Raw genomic sequence first — 20,736 nt, forward strand, 5'->3', positions numbered from 1 at the left:
AGGCTGTTCTTTTCTTAGCCCGCGCAGGCGGGCTTTGTCCGTATAGCTCCAGGCTTCAGCCTGCGAGGCTGTTCTTTTCTTAGCCCGCGCAGGCGGGCTTTGTCCGTATAGCTCCAGGCTTCAGCCTGCGAGGCTGTTCTAAAAAACCCCGCCTGCGATCGCAGACAGGTCAAAAATTCAAGTTTTCTTAGCCCGCGCAGGCGGGCTTTGTCCGTATAGCCCCAGGCTTCAGCCTGCGGGGCTATATTCAAATCACATTAGCAACCAGTTCAGCCCCTAAACCCTCCCGCACGATCGCCGGTTCATTGTCGGTTAAATCCAGAATGGTCGAGACTTGAGATCCCGGCTCTTCCCCGGTATCAATAATCACATCCACCAACTTTTCCACTTCGTCAAATAACTCCGCCTTACCGATAAAACCATTGTGTTCTAAATAACTGGGTAGAGGAGCTGACGTCGAAATAATCGGATTTCCCAGTGCACCGAGTAAATCTAAGCACACCCGATTGTCTGGAACGCGGATACCCGTGGTTTTCCGTTTGGGGTCCATCACCATCTTCGGCACCAGCTTCGTTGCCGGAAGCAAAAAGGTGTAAGGTCCCGGAATCAGGCGCTTGATAATGCGATAGGCTGAATCGGTGACAGTGGCGTAGGCTGCAATATTGGATAATGAGGGACACAGAAAGGTTAACGGCTTATCATTCGAGAGTCGCTTGATCTGCCTAACTCGTTCGATCGCCCCTTTAACGGTGATATCACAGCCGATCGCATAAACCGTATCCGTGGGGTAGAGCATCACCGCACCGTTGTGCAGTGCCTCCACCACTTCTTCAATTTTGCGAACTTGGGGGGTTTCCGGATGAATTTCGTATAGAGTTGCCATAATCGGTGAATTCAAATGTGACAATTAACTTGAACTGGATTGCTCATCAATTAGTCATTGGTCATTTGTCATTGGTCATTTGTCCTTTGTTAAGGGACCAGTGACCAATGACCAGTGACCAGGGACCAATGACTAATGACCAATGACAAAGGACAATTTCGCGAACAATCTAGGCTCTTGACTATTTATTGTGCGGATTGATGAAAAAAATTGCCTATCTTCAATGTCCCACCGGCATTGCTGGTGATATGTTCCTCGGCGCACTGGTGAGCGCTGGGGTTCCGTTTGATTATCTCAGGGAGCAACTCGACTGCCTCGGTATTGGTCCGGAATACCAACTCAGGCAAGAATGGGTGCACCGCAACACCCAGCAGGCGATGAAAATTCATGTTGATCTGGTTGAGACTGTTGCTCAGTCTAATCCAGATTCGGGCGATCGCCACCATCATCATGAGCATGAGCATCATCATCACCCCGATGATGATGCTCATGAGCATGAGCATCATCATGAGCATGAACACAAACATCATCACAGTCATTCCCCAACTCGCCACTTACCGGAAATTGAGGCGCTGATTCAACAGGCGCAGTTACCGAAACGGGCTGAAACCTGGAGTTTGCAGGTGTTTCGGACTTTAGCCGTTGCCGAAGGGTCGGTTCATGGGATTGCGCCGGAACAGGTGCATTTTCATGAGGTGGGTGCAACCGATGCGATCGTGGATATTGTTGGGACTTGCTTGGGATTAGATTGGTTAGGAATTGAGGAATTGTATTGTTCACCCTTGCCTACGGGAGGGGGTACAGTATGGGCAGCTCATGGCAGATTGCCGGTGCCCGTGCCTGCGGTCCTCTCGTTATTCCAATCGCGGCAGGTGCCGGTTTATAGTAATGGGATTGAGAAAGAATTAGTCACCCCAACCGGCGCGGCGATCGCTGTTACCCTCGCCACTGCCTTTGGCAATCCGCCACCGATGAGGATTGAGCAAATCGGATTAGGTGCTGGTTCCCGGGATTTGCCGATTCCCAATATTCTGCGCCTGTGGGTGGGGGAATTAACGGACAATCTGCCAGAATCCACGGTTACGGAAACCATTACAGTTCTGGAAACTCAAATTGATGATGCCAATCCCCAGGCGATCGCCTATACTTTAGAGCGATTATTTGCCGCAGGTGCCTTGGATGCCTTTACGGAGGCAATTTCTATGAAAAAATCCCGAACTGGCATCTTGCTGACGGTGATTTGTCATCCGGAACAACAAAAAGCCTGTGAAGCGGTCATATTTCGGGAAACGCCTACCTTGGGGATTCGGATTTCGACCCAACAGCGATCGATTTTGCATCGGGAACTCCACACCGTTTCCACCCCATTCGGGGAAGTGCGGGTGAAGGTTGCCACGGATAGTCAGGGAATTATTACCAATGTGCAACCGGAGTATGAGGATTGCGCTAACATTGCGCGATCGCAGGATATCCCCTGGCAAGAAGTTCATCGTCAGGGATTGCAGGCATGGTATGGAAAATTGGAGTAAGCGGGGAGGACAATGCGGTGCCGTTTCTCTATGCTTCAAATCAGGGGATGAAACTTAAATGAAAGTATTTGAAATCCCCGGACATCAAGTCATTTGGGGAGATGTTATCGATGCTTTAGAAACCGGCATTGAAGATAACAGCATTAATTTAATTTTTGCCGACCCTCCCTATAATATCGGCAAAGTTTTTAATGGCAAAAAAGAACAATGGAAAGGTGATGATACTTATTTAGACTGGTGTTATCAATGGTTAGATTTGTGCTGTCACAAGCTCACCAACAATGGGACATTATATTTAATGTCTGCTACACAATATATGCCTTATTTGGATATTTATCTGCAAAAAAGATTAACTATTTTATCTCGGATTGTTTGGCATTATGACAGTTCGGGAATGCAAGCAAAAAAACACTTTGGTTCATTGTATGAACCAATTTTATTTGCCGTTAAAAATCCTAAAATTTATACATTTAATGCCGATGAAATTCGGGTAGAAGCGAAAACGGGTGCAGTCCGCAAACTGATTGATTATCGAAAAAGCGAACCAGCTCCTTATTGTACCACAAAAATACCGGGAAATGTCTGGTATATTCCCAGAGTGAGATATAAAATGCCAGAATATCGAAAACACCCGACGCAAAAGCCGGAAGCACTACTCGAACGAATTATCAAAGCCAGTAGCAATCCGGGGGATATGGTATTAGATTTATTTGCTGGAACCTTTACCACCGCAGCAGTTTCTCAGCGATTAGAGCGAAAATCAATTAGTATTGAGCGGGAATATGAGTATGTAGAAATTGGATTAAATCGCTTGGGAATAACAATGAATCATGCCGGATTAAAACCGGATTGATTTTGTAGGATGATTTGAGCGCTTTGATTATTCTAAAGATTTCAGCATCCAAACGGAATGACTTTGATAGCCTAATTTTTGATAGAGATTTAAGGCGGGGGGATTATTGAGAAAGACTTGTAAACCCATCTGCCGATCGCCTCGTTCTCGGGCCCAATTTTCAGCATATTCCATTAATGCTGAACCCAGTCCTCGGCGACGGTGTTCCGGTGCGACATAGAGGACAAAAATATGAGCGTGCCGATCGCCTTTAACCTGATCCACGGCATTTCCTAACCACAAACAACCCACGGGTTCAGAATGACCGGGATATTCCACCCACCATAATGGCGTTTCCTCGGCAAAATATTGGTCAACAGTTTTGGCTAAATGGTCGAAGTCATAGTTGGGGTAAAGTTCCTGATAGGTTAACTTCAAGAACTTTACCAATAAGTAGCGATCGCGGGATGAACCCACCCGCAGATGATATCCCGGAATCAGTTCCAGAGTTGCCGGTTTGCTATGCAAATTCCCCTAACTCTCTTGATTGAAAAACAGCGTATCTTCCGGTAACCCTTTAATCAAATGGGACAGAGAGGGAGGCAGTTCGGCAACGTTGGGGAAGGAGATGCTGGAGAGGCGATCGGCGGGTTGCACTTGTTCTTCTATCGGTGCAGGGGCCATCATATCAGCCGGTAAGAAAATCCGCGCACTCACGGCGACTAATGCAACTAAAAAGACGAGGAAAATGAAGAAGGGAAGAATTTGCGATCGGATGATTGACATCATGGGAGTAACAGGTAGGAGGGTGTAATACCAAATTCGGTTGGTAAAAGTCTATGTTCTGTTTTAGCCTGCGAAGGCAGGCTTCGTCTGTGTAGCCCCACCCTTCAGGGTGCGGGTTTTTATTAGGAGCATGAGACTTGAGTTGGTTGCACCCCATTTGACTCAGGGGTGAGTGTCCTGATTATCTCATGATTTGCGAGGCGATTGCCAGACAAAGGGTGGGGTGGGAATCCTCACCCTTTGTTGGTGTCTAATCGCGATCGCTTCCGGGTCTAGCTATCAGAGGAGTAAGGTGGGCAGTGCCCACCCTACAATTGCTACAATTCTTACCCTAGATGTAGAGGCGATTCGCGAATCGCCTCTACATTTAGAGGTAATGCCTAAGTCATATTGGGGACTACTCTAGATCGCTTCCGGGTCGAGGCATCAATAAGGCATTAGACTTATTCAGTTGCCGTAACCACATCCATCCACCAACCCCCACAATAAGGGAAATCCACCCGATCGCCGGTTGTAAGAGTAAGAACCCTCCGGTGGTTAACAAAAACCCAAACAGCAGTAAAATCCCTGCTGCCACCCGCTGCAAATCTAAGCTCAAATTTTGGGCGGGTTCTAATCCGGTACTGGCGCGTTGCTTTTTCCAACCCGGTCCCCCGGGACGGACTCGCCGGTAGAATTCATTCAGGGTTGTTTCGGTTTCCGGTTTGGTGGCAAATAAGGCAATCACCCACAAGAGGGTAACGCTGGCAGTGATAAACATCAGGCGTAACCCGAAGTCAGCGATCGTTAACGCGGGGACCAAACTGGTGACAGAACCAATGACAAAACTGCCGATAATGGCGGTAAGTTCCGCAGCAGCATTTACGCGCCACCAGAACCAGCGTAAGACTAAGACTAAACCTGAGCCGGTGCCGATCGCAATCACCAAACGAAACACGGTGGCAACGTCAGAGGCGAGAAAGGCGGCGATCGCGCCAATTGCAGTTACCAATACGGACGATAACCGCCCAATGAATACTAATTCCGTTTGAGTGGCAGAGGGTTTGATAAAACGCAAATACAGGTCATTGGTGATAAAAGAAGCCCCCCAGTTAATCGAGGTAGACACCGTACTCATAAATGCTGCAATCAACGATGCCACAACCAATCCCAGCATCGCCGGTGGCAGGAAGTCTAGCATCAGTTTTGGATAACCCAGTTCTTTATCCTGTAAATCGGGATACAGTACGAGGGCCGCTAATGCGACTAGAATCCAAGGCCAAGTCCGAATCACATAGTGCATGATATTGAACAACCATGCGGCTTTTTCTGCCTCGGTTTCGTTTTTCGCCGCCGCAAACCGCTGAACAAATTCCCCACCGCCATCACTCCGTCTCCAGGACCACCATTGAATCGCAATATAGGCCAAAAAGGTACTGGCGGTAATCCCGGCAGTTTGGCTGAATTGAATAAAGGCATTGCCTTCCCCACCAAAGGTTAGGGGTAACAGGGATAAAATATCTTTGTCAGAAACCAGAGGGACTTGCCGGACCAGTTCGTGAATGCCACCGACGCTACCCACGGCAAAAAATGCCACCAGAATGGCCCCAAATAAGGCGAGGAAAAATTGGAAGAAGTCCGTGGCAACGACCCCCCACAATCCCGCTAATCCGGCATAGATTAACACGAAGATGCTCACACCAATCACGCTGAGGAGTTTGAGGCTATTTTCTCCGGCATCAATGCCCAGATTTTGCCAAATCCCTAAGGCATCGACGACTTTCACCATTGCCAGCATGGCATAACCAATGCCAATGCAGTTCATCGGAACGGCAAAGATAAAGGCTTTGACACCGCGCAAAACTGCTGCCATATCTCCGCCATAGCGGATTTCCGTGAGTTCTGCATCGGTGATGACTTCCGATCGCCGCCACATCCGGGCAAAGATGTACACCATGATGATGTGGGAGATACCAAAGGTCCACCATTCCCAGTTTCCGGCAATCCCTCGGTTGCCGACGACGCCGGTAATGTAGAGAGGGGTATCAATGGAGAAGGTGGTGGCAGCCATACTGGTTCCCGCTAACCACCAAGGCAGCGATCGCCCGGATACAAAGAATTCGGCCAGATTCTTGGAGCCTTTGCGGGAGAGATATAACCCCACTCCCATTGTGGCAACCAGATAAAACAAAACAATTAACCAGTCTATTAGTGTCATTCTTTAACTTATCAAAACCTAATCGCCAATCTTAACGCGCCGCATATTCCCAATCCCAAAGGGCGATCGCATTCCATACCCGAATCAATCCGGCATTCTCTTAGCCCGCGCAGGCGGGCTTCGTCCGTATAGCCCCACCCTTTAGGGTGCGGGCTTTTTCCCCTAAATTGCCCCAAGTACGCTTGCCAAGAGCGCTTTTTGGGCGTGCATTCGATTTTCGGCTTGGTCCCAAACTCGGGATGCCGCCCCTTCGATCGCCCCATCGGTAATTTCTTCACCGCGATGAGCCGGTAAGCAGTGCAAAATAATAGCACTTCCATCGGCATGATTAAACAAATCTTGATTCACCTGATACGGCTGAAATAGGGGGATGCGGGTTCTAGCTTCTTCCTCTTGTCCCATACTCGCCCAAACGTCGGTATAGAGCACTTGTGCCCCTTTCACTGCCTGAATGGGGTCATGGGTAATTAAGACTTCACTTTTGCCTTTGGCAATTTTTTTGGCTTGTTCAACAATTGCCGGGTCAGGTTCAAATTGTGCCGGGGTGGCGATACGGATATTCATGCCCACCATTGCCCCAGCGAGGAGGAGGGAGTGGGCGACATTATTGCCATCGCCGAGATAGGTGAGGGTGACATCTTCGAGTTGTCCGAAACATTCGCCCACAGTCATGATATCGGCTAGGGCTTGACAGGGATGTTCGCGATCGCTCAAGGCATTAATCACCGGCATTTCGGCATAGTTGGCAAAGGTTTCTAGGTCCGCCTGATCAAAGGTCCGAATTGCGACAACATCTAAATATCGGTCTAAAACCCGCGCTGTATCGGGTAAGGGTTCCCCCCGACTCACCTGGGTGACATTGGGGTTTAAGTCAATCACTTGGCCCCCCAGTTGGTACATGGCCACGGTAAAGCTGACCCGAGTCCGGGTTGAGGCTTTGGAAAACAGCAACCCCAGCACTTTTTCACATCGGGGGGTGAGGGTTCCGGCTTTCATCTGCGTCGCGAAATCCAGCAGTTGATGCAGTTCTTCAACGCACAGATCCGCAACGCTGAGTAGATCTCGTCCTGTTAATGCCGCCATAGTTCTCCTGATTGTTTCGTTCTCTCTGAGATAGTTTGGCTTTGGGTTGTTCGCTGAGGGATTGAGACCCCAGCACCCTCACCGGCTTGCTTGTCCTAAAACAGTACCAGATTCATGCCCTGGCGATCGCCACTGTTTCTCCCAGTCGGTTGAAAATTGATGACAATTCCCGATGATTTCCCCAGAGTTGCCTCTACCTTTTCGATAATTTGGGTAAAAAATTGACAAGTTGTCGTTTAAATTTGGTTGTTTTTACAAAAACTAGGTTGCCATAGTATTTTCTACCGATTAGCCATAGTAAAAATTGGAATTCTTGCTGCATCACATCGCAAAAATATCAAAAAACAAAAACTTCTAAAAATTAGATTTAATTCATTTATCTTGACTTAAAAATTCTTGATTTTTATTGTAAGCTGCCTTACAATTAAAACAAAGCCGATTATGGTCAAAATATCGAACTGTGAGAACAGACACAATTTTTTACCAACTTTTTCAGACCTTTCCAAGTCTAGTCTTTGAACTGATGGGGGAAGCGGAAGAAAAAGCTCAAGGATACGAGTTTACATCGCGGGAAGTCAAAGAATTAGCCCGTCGATTCGATGGGGTGTTGTTACCGCCCGAGGGAGAAAATGACCGATTGATTTATTTTCTGGAGGTGCAGTTTCAAAAGAAAGATGATTTTTATTGGCGGTTTTTCGGGGAAATTTTTGTTTATTTGGGTCAATATCAACCGCTACAAGACTTTCAAGCGGTGGCAATTTTTTCATCCCGCACTTGCGACCCTGGAGTCCCTCGCCAATATCAACGGTTTCTGAGAAGCGACTCCCCGGAAGAGAACCCCCTGTTGGTCCAACTTTATCTGGATGAACTAGAGGACCCACCGACTCCCTCCTTGGGATTGGGAATGGTTACCTTGGTGGTGGAGGAACGCCAACGGGCGATCGACAAAGCACACCAATTAATCCAGCAGGCAAAGCAGCAGCTTGTGGATGAAGGACTCAAGCAAAAAGTTGTAGGATTAATAGAGACTATCATGGTCTATAAGCTAACGGATTTGACAACTCAGGAGATTGAAGCCATGTTTGGATTAGACGAGTTAAAACAGACGCGGTATTTCCAAGAAGTCGCCGCCAAAGCCAAGCTCGAAGGTCAGATCGAAGGTAAGGTAGAAGGCAAGCTCGAAGGTAAGCTCGAAGGCAAACTGGAATCGGTTCCTAATCTATTGGAAATGGGGTTGACTGTACAACAAATTGCATTGGCCTTACAATTAGACATTGAGCAAGTTCGGCAAGTCATCCAAGACTTATCGAATCCTGATAATCCTCCTCAAAGTCAAAGTTAAGACGCGCTTTAATCGGTATGGCGGGGCCTTTTTTCAGCAAAAGCCCCCGCCCTATTGATTGAACAACTCAGGAGATTGAAGCCATGTTTGGATTAGACGAGTTAAAACAGACGCGGTATTTCCAAGAAGTCGCCGCCAAAGCCAAGCTCGAAGGTAAGGTAGAAGGTAAGCTCGAAGGTAAGCTGGAATCGGTCCCTAACCTTTTGGAAATGGGGTTGACTGTACAACAAATTGCGTTGGCCTTAAAATTAGACATTGAGCAGGTTCAGCAATTTATCCAAGACTTATCGAATTCTGATAATCCTCCTGAGAGTCAGGCGCAGAGTTGCCAGGAATCAGGCAAGTCGAGATGAATGAGAGAATCATGACAAGGAAGGAAATCGGAGAATAAAATTATGACCACAGATTTGCTGAATATTCAGGTGCAAAAACCCGCTGAAACGAGTTGGAATAAAATTAATTTTACTGTGCTGATTGCGGAACAGGCAGAAGGGGGATATCAGGCAACGGTGTTGGGTTGGCCCGATTGCCAAGGGTCGGGGTTGACGAAAGAAGAGGCGATCGCCAATCTGAATCAAGCCCTGAACACTCGCCTAGAAACCACGGAAATTGCTTCCTTACAAATTGTCAATCCCAACGCGGAGCATCCTTGGATGAAGTTAGCTGGAATGCATGAAGAAAATCCGCTGTTTGATGAAGTCTTGGCATCTATAGAAACTGATCGGCAACAACTGGATATGGAAATGGAAGGCTATTATCAGCAACTCGATAGAGAGGAGGAAGGTTAATGACTCTATGGATCTTGGATACCGATTGTGTGTCGCTGTTTCAAAAATCGCATCCGTTGTTAACGCAACGCATTAATCAAGTTAACCCGCAAGAACTTGCGGTAACTGTGATTACTGTGGAAGAACAAATGCGCGGATGGCTAAAGGTGATCCGGGGAAAAAATTCCCAGGAGGAGAGACTAATATGGGGTTACCAAGGATTGCGAAAAACTGTTGAATATTTTAATCAGGTCAATCTCCTCGATTTCGATCGCCCTGCGTTGACGCAATACCAGGAGTTGATACAGCAACGAATCCGAATCGGTACGCAAGACTTGAAAATTGGGGCGATCGCCCTCTCCCGCAATGCAGTTCTAGTCACCCGCAACCGTCGGGATTTTGAACAGATTCCGGGGTTGCAGTGGGAAGATTGGACGAGGGCCCCAGAAGCGTGAGAACGGGTACGCTCAGTTTCCCGATCGCACCCACTCCACTCGACTACAAATCAATCTCAGCGCGAATCACATCTTCATGCCGTTGCAAGCGGAAACCCACTTTCTGTGAGAGGTGCTGCATAGCCCCATTATCCGGCAGAATATCAGCCGTGATTCGGACCAGTTTCTCACTTCGTCCGACTTCAATCAACTGTTGCAACAGTTTCGTCCCTAACCCTAACCCTTGATAGGGGTCAGCCACGAGTAAGCCAAATTCCCCTTCATTGGACCCGTACAACTTGCTGAGACGACCGAATCCGAGGATTTGATGCTCTCCGGTTGCAGGATCTCGGTAATCCGCCACCAGTGCCATTTCGCGATCGTAATCGATAAAGCAAATCCGGGCTAATCGTTCGTGAGAAATCCGGCGACTGAGTTTCAGCAGGTGGAAGTACCGGAAATAGACTGAGCGATCGCTCAAAGACTCATGAAACTTAACCACCAACGGTTCATCTTCCGGACGAATCGGACGAATTCTCACCGGCGTCCCATTCTTCATGGACCACATTGTAATATACTGGGTCGGATAGGGTCGAATCGCTGGACGGGGTAACTCATCCGGATTGCTATCGGGGTCGTGCAGGACCACCCTGGCATCCAAGGCGATAATCTGTTCGGGAGATACCAGCAATGGATTAATATCCGTCTCTTTAATCCAAGGTTGTTCGACGATTAACTGGCTAAATCTCACCATCAATTGCTCGATCGCCGCAATATCCACCGGGTCCCGTCCCCGAATCCCCTGTAAGGCTTTGTATATTTTGGTTTGTTCCATCATCCGCCTTGCCAGGGTAGTATTCAAGGGCGGTAACCCCAGCGATCGGTCTTTAAACACTTCCACCAACTGTCCCCCGGTGCCAAAGAGCAAAACGGGTCCAAATTGCGGGTCAATACTGCTACCCACGATTAACTCATACCCGTCTAACTTAATCATCGGTTGGACGGTTACCCCTTGGAAATATTCCGCCCCGGCTTTTTCCGTTACCGAAGTTTCGATCGCCCGATAAGCATTTCCCACGGCTTCGGGACTGCCTAAATTGAGCTTCACCCCCCCGACATCGGTTTTATGGGTAATCGTTTCCGAATACAGTTTGAGAACAATAGGATAGCCGATTTGATTAGCATAGGCGACTGCTTCGGCTTCACTGGTGGCAATGTGAGTTTCCACCGTGGGAATGCCATAAGCGGCGAATACCTGTTTTGATTCAAACTCCGTCAACAGGTTGCGTCCCTCTTTGCGCGCCTGGGTAAGAATTTTTTCAACTAAGGCGCGATCGGGCGTGTTTTGGTCATCATCTTTGGGCAGGACCGGCGTCTCGTATAAAGCGCGCAGGTTGTAACTGTAGCGCCACATATAATTAAACAACCGCGCTGCTGTATCCGGATAGGGAAAGGTGGGAATATTCGCTTGATTCAGGAAGTTCGCCCCTTCTCGGACATCTTCTCCGCCCATCCAACTGGCCAAAATCGGTTTATCTTTGATTTTGGCGTAGGGTTCGAGTTGTTTAGCAGTTTCCGTGGGGTCCGTCATGGCTTGCGGGGTTAAAATCACCAACAATCCATCACTATTCGGGTCTTTTGCCGCCTTCTCTAGGGTTTGAGCATAGCGACTGGGTTCGGCATCCCCTAAGATGTCGATCGGGTTGCTGCGACTCCAATGGGTGGGTAAAAATTCATCCAGTTCTGAAATGGTTTCTGGGGCAAGTTCGGTGAGTTTTCCCCCTTCGGTAATCAGGGCGTCGGTGGCAATCACCCCGGGACCTCCGGCATTGGTGAGGATGGTTAAATGGGGTCCTTTGGGGCGCGGTTGTTTGGCGAGGACCTCCGACATATAGAAGACATAAGAGATATTGTTGACGCGCAAGACTCCGGTACGTCGGAAGGCGGCATCAAGCACTTCGTCACTGCCGGTTAAGGTGCCGGTATGGGAGGCGGCAGCTTTGGCGGCAGCTTCGGTATGTCCAACTTTGATGACAATAATCGGTTTACTCAGGGCCACTTCCCGGGCGGCAGAGAGGAACGATCGCGCGTTGCCAATCGATTCCATGTAGATGACGATGCTTTGGGTGTTGGGGTCATCCCCGAGGTAATAAATTAAATCCCCCCAACCCACATCGAGCATGGAACCAATGGACATAAAGGCACTAAAGCCGACATTTTCCCGCAAACTCCAATCGAGAATGGCGGTACAGAGTGCCCCACTTTGGCTGATAAAGCCGACATTCCCGGGTTTTGCCATTTTGGTGGCAAAGGTGGCATTGAGTCCAGAGAGGGGACTCATCACCCCCAGGCAGTTGGGGCCGATAATCTGCATTTTACCGCGACGGGCTTCAGCGAGAATTTGCCGTTCAAGTTCAATTCCGGCAGGGCCGATTTCTTTGAACCCAGCGGAGATGATAATCGCGCCGGGAATGCCGACATCGACGCATTCGCTAATGATCCCCGGCACTGTGGGGGCGGGGGTGACGATGATTGCCAAGTCTACAGGGTCGGGTACGGCGGAAATACTGGGATAGGCTTTGATCCCCAGGACGTTATCCCGCTTGGGATTGACGGGAAAGACTGCCCCACCAAAGGGACTGGCAATCAGGTTGGATAAAATGGTTCGTCCCACACTGCCGATGCGATCGGTTGCACCGATTAAGGCAACATTTTTGGGTTTAAAAATGGCATCAAGGGTTTGCCGTTCATAACGCAGAAAGTCTTGTTTGGAGACGGTGCGCGAGGTTTGGTCTGGGTTGGTTGCGATTGGCTTTTGCATCGCTGGATGTTCCTTAAATATAATCTTCTAAATGGATTGATTCCAGACGCGACCCTATCTTTCTGAGTAAAAAAGCTTAGAGTTACTTACCCCTAGCCTACCCATTCCTGTTCGCTATTTCGGGAAAAAGTAACAATCCTTTTAGAATTGTGCAGTCGCCTGGTGCTAAATTGCGTCAGGGATAGAGTCCCGTCTTTTCCACCTTACCGAAATTGACTGATGCTTGTCAGTGGGTTGGGATACTCTCTGGGGCGATCGCCTCTTAAATTCTCCTGATGTCCGCAACCCGGGGACGTTTGCAAGTGAGACTGCCCCCCGTTTGTCAGGAAACCTTGAATATTCAGGCGATCGCCTATGATCCACTCTATCTTTCTCCCGATTAGGGCATCAGGACAGGACTCGCTCACCCAGACAAGGGACCTTTGCCCCTAAATTTTGTTCAGAACCCCGGCGTCTAACCCCTGCGGGACAAACCTCCTCACCCGTTATTGCACCGGCAACCCATAACTTCTAAAAATTTCCATCACCGCTTCAATTTGTTCCGCTGTGGGGGGTTCAGTATTTTTCAGTTCATACTCATACCCCAACTGTTCCCACTTATATTCTCCCATTTGATGAAAAGGCAACACTTCCACTTTTTCCACATTGGTTAAGGTGGATACAAATTGGGCGAGTCCTTCCACATTCTCCCGGTTATCCGTCAGGTTGGGCACTAAAACAAACCGAATCCAAGCCGGTTTATTAATCTCCTTGAGATATTCCGCAAATTTGAGGGTGGGTTCCAGAGAAACATGGGTCACTTTTTCATAAAGCGCCCGATTATAAGATTTAATATCCAGCAGCACTAAATCTACATAATCCAACACGGGTTTAGCGGCATTTAATTGGACATAACCCGAGGTATCTAGGACGGTATGAATCTCTAATTCTTTACACCGACGGAAGATTTCTCGCACGAATTCTGGCTGCATCAATGGTTCGCCTCCAGTCACCGTTACTCCCCCTCCGGAAAAGCGCATATAGGAGCGATATTTTTGCACTTCTTCGATGAGTTCATCCACGCTGACGACTTTCCCCTCGTCGATATGTCGGCAATCGGGATTATGACAATACAGACAGCGGAGGGGACAGCCTTGGGTGAAAATTACAAAGCGAATTCCAGGACCATCAACGGTTCCGCAGCTTTCAACGGAATGGATGGCACCGAGGGCTTGAAAGGCTCGAACTGCGGGACGGGTAGCGGTTGGATTGGCTGTTCTGTCTAGCATTTTAAGAAAGGATGAAGGATGAAGAATGAAGAATGACAAGCGACCAATGACAAACGACCAATGACCAATGACCAATGACAAACGACCAATGACCAATGACAAACGACCAATGACAAGCGACCAATGACAAACGACCAATGACCAATGACAAACGACCAATGACAAACGACCAATGACCATTCATCCAAACTACAAAGGTGAGCTAGAGGCCCACCTTTGTAGTTGTTGAACGATTAGATGCGTTCGTGGAAGGTGCGGTTAATCACGTCTAACTGTTGTTCGCGGGTTAATTTAATGAAGTTGACGGCATAACCGGAGACCCGAATGGTAAGTTGCGGATATTTTTCCGGGTGATCCATCGCATCCATCAGGGTTTCGCGATCCAGGACGTTGATGTTAATATGATGACCTTGATCGTGGAAGTATCCATCTAAAATTCCTACCAGGTTGGTCAGCCGATCGCCTTCGGTTTTTCCTAATGCTTTCGGAACGATGGAGAAGGTGTAGGAAATCCCATCTTGAGCGTGTTCATAGGGCAGTTTAGCCACGGAAGATAAGGCTGCGATCGCCCCTTTGGTATCCCGTCCATGCATCGGGTTCGCACCCGGTGCAAAGGGTTCCCCTGCTTTGCGTCCATCGGGGGTATTCCCGGTTTTTTTACCATAAACCACGTTGGAGGTAATGGTTAAAATCGACTGCGTGGGAACCGCATTCCGATAGGTTTTATGCTTGCGGATCTTGTTCATGAAGTTTTGGACGAGATCGGCGGCAATGTCATCGACGCGATCGTCGTTGTTCCCATACTTGGGATAGTCCCCTTCAATCTGGTAATCGACGATTAAGCCGCGATCGTTACGAATGGCTGTGACTTTGGCATATTTAATCGCCGCGAGGGAGTCAGCTACCACCGAGAGTCCCGCAACGCCACAGGCAAGGGTCCGATAAATATCGCGATCGTGCAAGGCGGCTTCAATCCGCTCATAGCAATATTTATCATGCATATAATGGATCACATTCAAGGTGTTGACGTACAGTTTCGCCAACCAATCCAAGAAGCGATCGAATTTCGCCACCACATCCTCGTAATCCAAGCTGTCTCCCATCACCGGGGTAAATTCCGGCCCAATTTGTTCCCCAGAACTTTCATCCTTACCGCCGTTAATGGCGTACAGCAAGGCTTTGGCTAGGTTAGCCCGCGCCCCAAAGAACTGCATTTGTTTGCCAATTCGCATGGCGCTGACGCAACAGGCAATCCCGTAATCGTCGCCATAGTCGGGCCGCATTAAGTCATCGTTTTCATACTGGGTGGAACAGGTATCGATGGAAACTTTCGCACAATAGCGTTTGAAGTTTTCCGGTAACCGTTCGGACCAGAGAATGGTTAAGTTGGGTTCCGGTGCCGCACCGAGGTTATATAAGGTATGCAGGAAGCGGAAGCTGGTGCGAGTGACCAAAGAACGTCCATCTTCACCCATACCCCCGATACATTCGGTTACCCAGGTGGGGTCGCCGGAAAAGAGTTGGTTGTAGTCCGGGGTCCGCAGGAAGCGCACCATCCGCAGTTTCATGACGAAATCATCGATGATTTCTTGGGCGGCGGTTTCCGTGAGGGTGCCGTTTTTCAAGTCACGCTCAAAGTAGATATCCAGGAAGGTAGACACCCGTCCCAAGGACATCGCCGCACCATTCTGTTCTTTGACGGCGGCAAGATAGCCTAAGTATGTCCATTGGACGGCTTCTTGGGCTGTGTTTGCGGGTCGTCCTAGGTCACATCCATACCCGGCACCCATGTCTTTGAGTTCTTGCAAGGCGCGAATTTGTTCTGAGACTTCTTCGCGCAGTTGGATCACGGGTTCATCGATCGCATCAAACTCTAAGGATTCTAGCTGATGTTTCTTGTCCGCAATCAGGCGGTTGACGCCATAAAGTGCGATGCGCCGATAGTCCCCAATAATTCGTCCCCGTCCATACGCATCGGGCAATCCGGTGATGATCCCGGAATGTCGGGCAGCGCGCATTTCCCGGGTATAGCCATCAAATACCCCGTCATTATGGGTTTTACGATACTGAGTGAAGATTTTTTCGGTTTCCGGGTCGAGTTTATACCCGTAGGCTTCTAATCCGGCTTTGACGACGCGAATACCGCCGTAAGGCATGATGGCGCGTTTCAGGGGTTTATCGGTTTGCAAGCCGACAATCCGTTCTAGGTCGCGGTCAATATAACCCGGACCGTAGGCGGTAATCGATGCTGGAATCTTGGTTTCCGCATCTAATACCCCCTTGACCCGTTCTTCTTTCATCAGTTCGGTGACTTTCTTCCAGAGGGTTGTGGTGCGTTCTGTAGCCTCTGCTAAGAAGGTCTCATCTCCCTGGTAAGGTTTGTAATTCTTTTGGATGAAATCCCGAACGTCAATTTCTTTGCCCCATTTGCCGGTCACGAAGCCTTGCCATTCCTCGCTAATAGCGGTTTGTTTGCCCGGTAATTCTGTCGTTTGGGGAGATTTTACTGAAGTGGAAACCATAGTCTTAATTACCTCAAATCGGTAAACCGTTTTGCTTGTTCTCTATCCACTCTTTTAATATAGCGCACAATTCAATCTAGTTTGCATTTTCTACTTTTTTTTTATAAAAAATAAAGAAACTCCCTGGGGCGGGATGCATTCTGGATGGACTGTGATTGCTGCTGTGCGGTGGAGGATGACGGCTACTGCCTAAGCCGCCGGAATTGTCAAGGTTCTCTTGAAATATTCTAGCTTTTCTTTGGAATTGTTTAATATTTATAGTGGGGGGTATGGCAAAATTTAGGGTCGGGTTGACCCTTGCATTTTTTTTAGTTTTTCGGTACAATGAAAGGTCAATACTTTAAAGTTTTGGGTCCGGAGATTCTCAGCCGTGGCAGTGGGTTTGCTGCCAGGTTTCTAGTTCGGTGAAAAATTGCGATCGCATCGTGTCATCGGCGATTGCTACTTCAAAAGCGTTGCGTGTCCACCGGGCGAGACAATCCAGGGAAACCTGGCGATCGCTGACTAAGCGTTGCATCTCTTGGGTCAAATTCAGCCCGAACCAAGTCGGGTCATCAGAATTGAGGGTGACCTTGACTCCAGCCTCGTCTAAGGCAAGAATCGGGTGATTTTGATAGGAGGAGACGTTGCCGAGGCGTTCGTTGGAGGTGGGACACATTTCTACCACAACACCCCGTTCTAAGAGGAAATTCACGACTTCGGGACTTTCAATTGCAGAGGTGCCGTGACCAATTTGGGTAATGCCAGCAGTAGCTACAGCGGCATGGATGCTGGCAGGACCGTCCATTTCTCCGGCATGAACTTTGACTTTTTTGCCTGCATCACGGGCGATCGCCCAGGCATCTTGAAAGCGATCGGCGCGGGTTTCAGGAGTTTCTAACCCATGTAAGTCAAATCCACTGATTACAGGATAAGGGAGCATTCGTTCTACTTGCAACCGGGCATTCTCACTTCCCTGTGAGCGATCGATGCCGACGATGATCCGGATAATCGTACCGCGATCGCCTGCGGTTGCCACGGATACTGCCAACTGTTCCAGGACCGTTTTTAAATCCAGATTCAGCAGGTCCACCGTTGCTACATTAAAATTCAACTCCACATAACGGATGCGCTGTTCTACCAAAGAGTCCACCACATCCTCCATTAATTCCGCATACCCCTTCTTCGTTTGCAGCCAAGGGTAGATATAGTTACGAAAGCATCCTTTAAATTCACCAAAATCCGCAAATCGGAAGTCTGGGGCGTGAAAAGGGGGCGTTTGAGGCAATTCCCATCGGTGATGTCGGTGGAGTGCCTCCCGGACGGTACTCCATCGAGGCGCACCTTCTAAATGCAGGTGCAGTTCAGCTTTGGGCATCTGAGCAAGGGCCTCTAACATCCGATTCGGTTCCGACTTTACCATCAGGGTGGGGTATGACTTTCGTAATTTACACTGGATCTATCTTGAACTCTATATTCAACTCTATACTAACGCCTCCGTTGAACGTCCGACTCCATTCTATACTGAACTGAACTGAATTGAACTGACCTTTGCCTTCTTCTTGATCTGAGCTTCAGAATTGGGGGTGTGAGGCGATCGGCCTGGTTTCCTTCCGGCTGTAAGCCAGTCCGGCCTTCCCTTCCCTTCTCAATATACTCCTCCTTCGAGGAACACTTTGCCTTGTTGACCCAGGCAAAAAGAAAAGCGCGTCCTAAGTTTAACAAAAAACGTTGCAATTCACGACCTTTTTGATAAACTTATGTAACAAATGTTATTATTCCTTGTTATTTGGACAACAGGAATCGTGAAAAGAATTGCAATTTTTCGGTTAAACAGTCGCTGTATAGCTCGTAGGGATTACCCTTGCGCTTTTTGTTGAATAAAAAAGAAGAGAGGTTTAGCCTGTTGTCCGGGAACAGAGGGGATAACCTGACCCCAAATTCGTAATATTTTGTAATCGTTTTAATGCATTAATTCGCTTATGATAAACTGGAAAGCAACAGACAAACCCCAGCGACTTAAACCGCAGAGCCGGTAATCTCCTACAATTGTAGAAAGTCGGATCTGCCTCAATCCCAAACCCGAAGAAGAAACAGGGACTTGCCTTGAACCCTAAGTTCAGCCGCTTTCAGCGAGGTAACCCCCTCGGGATGAGACCCCTCGAAAACAGATCGAAAACTACAGTGTTAGGAGATTCGTTCAACTCCCTGATAGATTTAGGCCGAGAAGCACCGGATCAACAGACGGAACAGAATCAATCCTGAGATTCCCCAAACGCGGACAACTCAAAAAGTTTCACAACAAAATAGTTGCGAATGGAACCCGGTTAGCGCAAAACCTAAACCCAACTCCAGTCCCAACCCAACTTATTGGCATTCTAAAGAACGAGGACTAACAAATGAGCGTTCAAAATTACAACACTTCCCCCAAAAAAAACATGGAAGAAGCCACCCTGTCCAGCCGCAATACCTATCAAGACGTAGCTGCATCTAAGACCATTAAGAATACCTTGGCATATAACGAAGCCTTAACCACCATGAAAGAAACCCTAACCTTAGAACATGACCAAACCCCCAAAACCTACGGACTAGAAGCCCTAGGGATGAAGAACCTAGGCCATGTCTATCGCAACCTCACGATTCCCACCTTGGTCGAACACGCCTTAGCCCGGGCAGAAGCAATCCTCGCAGACAATGGCGCACTTTGTATTAATACCGGGAAATATACCGGACGGTCTCCTAACGATAAATTTATCGTAGATGAACCGAACAGCCGGGACGAAATCCACTGGAACAAACTCAACGTTCCCATTTCCGAACAGAACTTCAAACGCCTCTATCGGCAAGTGCTCTCCTACGTTCAGGGTCGAGACCTTTATCTGTTTGATGGGTATGTCGGGTGCGACCCAAACTACCGCGTTGGCGTGAGAATCATCAACCAATACGCCTCACAGAATTTATTTGCTCATCAACTCTTCATTCGGGCAACAGACGAAGAACTTGCCAACCATCAAGCCGATTTCACCGTGATCGCGGTTCCCGGTTTGCAAGGCGACCCAGAAATCAACGGCATCAACTCCGAAGCCTTTATCGTCGTCAACTTTTCTCAAAAAATCGTCATTATCGGCGGTTCTAAATATTCCGGGGAGATCAAAAAATCCGTATTCTCCTTGATGAACTACTTTATGACCAAGCGGAACGTCCTGCCGATGCACTGTTCGGCGAACATGGATGACAAGGGCAATACCGCCTTATTCTTCGGACTTTCTGGTACTGGTAAAACGACGATTTCCGCCGATCCGACCCGTCGCTTGATTGGGGATGACGAACATGGTTGGTCAGAAGATGGGATCTTTAACTTTGAAGGCGGATGTTATGCGAAAACGATCGCCTTGTCCAAAGAAAACGAACCCCAAATCTGGGATGCCATCCGGTTTGGTGCTTTAATGGAAAACGTCGTCCTCGATCCCATCACTCGTCATCCCGACTACAATGATGGTCGCTTGACCGAAAATACCCGGGTTGCTTATCCCATCGACTATATTCCCAATGTAGTCCTTCCCAGTGTTGGCGGACATCCAACGGCAGTGATTTTCCTTTCAGCAGATGCCTTTGGCGTCTTGCCTCCGATCGCCAAACTGACGAACCGGCAGGCGATGTATTACTTCATGTCCGGCTATACCAGCAAACTCGCCGGAACAGAACGGGGAATCACCGAACCCGAAGCCACCTTCTCCGCCTGTTTCGGAAAACCCTTCCTGCCTCTGTCAGCCACCGTGTATGCAGAAATGCTCGGTGAACGCCTGCGGAAACATAATGCTACCGCCTCCGTATATCTCGTCAATACCGGATGGTCTGGCGGTCCTTATGGCGTCGGCAGCCGGATTAAGATTAAATATACCCGGGCAATGGTATCAGCGGCCCTGAGTGGCGAACTCGATCACGTCACCTGTCATCCTCATCCCATCTTCAAAATGTTGATTCCCGAAGCCGTTTCCGGCGTACCCAGTGAGATCCTCGATCCGCGCAATACCTGGGCAGATAAAGAGGCTTACGATCGCCAAGCCAAAGAACTCGCCCGCCGCTTTGTGGATAACTTCAAACGCTTTACCACCGCCAGTCAGGAGATTATTGACGCCGGTCCTAGCTTTGAATAACGCCACCGCAGAGTAGAGAATCAAGGCAGTCAAGAACCCCAATGGATCTCCTGTCCTGATTCTCTAACTCAATATAACACTTCTCACAGACTGACTCGGGCAGTTTCCCGGGGGTACTCCTCACGTTTCCCGTTGA

General features: G+C 48.6%; 16 protein-coding genes. 7 read left to right on the forward strand and 9 right to left on the reverse strand.

The window, feature by feature from the left end:
- Positions 1-247 precede the first annotated feature (247 nt).
- Positions 248-883, reverse strand: a complete 636-nt coding sequence (locus tag NG833_RS19710) for an L-threonylcarbamoyladenylate synthase (RefSeq protein WP_254566978.1) — start codon at positions 881-883, stop codon at positions 248-250.
- Between the two features lie 200 nt (positions 884-1,083).
- Between NG833_RS19710 and larC the strand changes: the two genes are divergently transcribed.
- Both larC and yhdJ read left to right on the forward strand, forming a co-directional pair.
- A complete protein-coding gene (gene larC / locus NG833_RS19715; protein WP_254566979.1) occupies positions 1,084-2,412 on the forward strand; it encodes a nickel pincer cofactor biosynthesis protein LarC in 1,329 nt (442 codons plus the stop codon).
- A gap of 58 nt (positions 2,413-2,470) precedes the next feature.
- A complete protein-coding gene (yhdJ, locus tag NG833_RS19720; RefSeq protein WP_254566980.1) occupies positions 2,471-3,265 on the forward strand; it encodes an adenine-specific DNA-methyltransferase in 795 nt (264 codons plus the stop codon).
- Positions 3,266-3,292: 27 nt separating this feature from the next.
- Here the strand turns inward: yhdJ and NG833_RS19725 are convergent, their stop codons facing one another.
- The 4 genes from NG833_RS19725 to argF all read right to left on the reverse strand — a co-directional run bounded on the left by NG833_RS19725 (position 3,293) and on the right by argF (position 7,310).
- Complete coding sequence (locus NG833_RS19725) at positions 3,293-3,772, reverse strand: GNAT family N-acetyltransferase (RefSeq protein WP_254566981.1); 480 nt, start codon at positions 3,770-3,772, stop codon at positions 3,293-3,295.
- Between the two features lie 6 nt (positions 3,773-3,778).
- Positions 3,779-4,030 (reverse strand): hypothetical protein, encoded by a 252-nt coding sequence (locus NG833_RS19730; protein WP_254567000.1) that lies wholly within the window; start codon positions 4,028-4,030, stop codon positions 3,779-3,781.
- A gap of 397 nt (positions 4,031-4,427) precedes the next feature.
- The gene (locus NG833_RS19735) at positions 4,428-6,227 is read right to left on the reverse strand and encodes a sodium:solute symporter family protein (RefSeq protein WP_254566982.1); all 1,800 of its coding nucleotides are present in this window, start codon (positions 6,225-6,227) and stop codon (positions 4,428-4,430) included.
- Positions 6,228-6,389: 162 nt separating this feature from the next.
- Positions 6,390-7,310 (reverse strand): ornithine carbamoyltransferase, encoded by a 921-nt coding sequence (argF, locus tag NG833_RS19740; protein WP_254566983.1) that lies wholly within the window; start codon positions 7,308-7,310, stop codon positions 6,390-6,392.
- Positions 7,311-7,770: 460 nt separating this feature from the next.
- Between argF and NG833_RS19745 the strand changes: the two genes are divergently transcribed.
- From NG833_RS19745 to NG833_RS19760, 4 genes are all read left to right on the forward strand, one after another.
- On the forward strand, positions 7,771-8,652 hold the full coding sequence (locus NG833_RS19745; RefSeq protein WP_309143870.1) for an Rpn family recombination-promoting nuclease/putative transposase: 882 nt from the start codon (positions 7,771-7,773) through the stop codon (positions 8,650-8,652).
- 83 nt (positions 8,653-8,735) lie between these two features.
- The gene (locus NG833_RS19750) at positions 8,736-9,005 is read left to right on the forward strand and encodes a hypothetical protein (RefSeq protein WP_254566985.1); all 270 of its coding nucleotides are present in this window, start codon (positions 8,736-8,738) and stop codon (positions 9,003-9,005) included.
- A gap of 42 nt (positions 9,006-9,047) precedes the next feature.
- On the forward strand, positions 9,048-9,440 hold the full coding sequence (locus tag NG833_RS19755) for a type II toxin-antitoxin system HicB family antitoxin (RefSeq protein ID WP_254566986.1): 393 nt from the start codon (positions 9,048-9,050) through the stop codon (positions 9,438-9,440).
- Positions 9,440-9,874: a type II toxin-antitoxin system VapC family toxin gene (locus tag NG833_RS19760; RefSeq protein WP_254566987.1), complete on the forward strand. Its 435-nt coding sequence runs from the start codon at positions 9,440-9,442 to the stop codon at positions 9,872-9,874. Before NG833_RS19755 ends, NG833_RS19760 begins: the two co-directional genes overlap by 1 nt.
- A 43-nt stretch (positions 9,875-9,917) precedes the next feature.
- On the opposite strand, the gene NG833_RS19765 is transcribed toward NG833_RS19760, so the two are convergent.
- The 4 genes from NG833_RS19765 to NG833_RS19780 all read right to left on the reverse strand — a co-directional run bounded on the left by NG833_RS19765 (position 9,918) and on the right by NG833_RS19780 (position 17,866).
- Complete coding sequence (locus NG833_RS19765; protein WP_254566988.1) at positions 9,918-12,674, reverse strand: bifunctional acetate--CoA ligase family protein/GNAT family N-acetyltransferase; 2,757 nt, start codon at positions 12,672-12,674, stop codon at positions 9,918-9,920.
- 485 nt (positions 12,675-13,159) lie between these two features.
- Positions 13,160-13,942, reverse strand: a complete 783-nt coding sequence (pflA, locus tag NG833_RS19770) for a pyruvate formate-lyase-activating protein (protein ID WP_254566989.1) — start codon at positions 13,940-13,942, stop codon at positions 13,160-13,162.
- 233 nt (positions 13,943-14,175) lie between these two features.
- Positions 14,176-16,404, reverse strand: coding sequence for a formate C-acetyltransferase (pflB, locus tag NG833_RS19775; protein WP_375293931.1), 2,229 nt, complete (start codon positions 16,402-16,404; stop codon positions 14,176-14,178).
- Between the two features lie 424 nt (positions 16,405-16,828).
- Positions 16,829-17,866, reverse strand: coding sequence for an adenosine deaminase family protein (locus tag NG833_RS19780; RefSeq protein ID WP_254566991.1), 1,038 nt, complete (start codon positions 17,864-17,866; stop codon positions 16,829-16,831).
- 976 nt (positions 17,867-18,842) lie between these two features.
- Here NG833_RS19780 and pckA point away from each other — a divergent pair.
- Positions 18,843-20,600, forward strand: a complete 1,758-nt coding sequence (gene pckA / locus NG833_RS19785) for a phosphoenolpyruvate carboxykinase (ATP) (protein ID WP_254566992.1) — start codon at positions 18,843-18,845, stop codon at positions 20,598-20,600.
- Positions 20,601-20,736: the final 136 nt, after the last annotated feature.

It is taken from the genome of Oscillatoria sp. HE19RPO, from assembly GCF_024220515.1.
Taxonomy (GTDB): domain Bacteria; phylum Cyanobacteriota; class Cyanobacteriia; order Cyanobacteriales; family Laspinemataceae; genus Laspinema.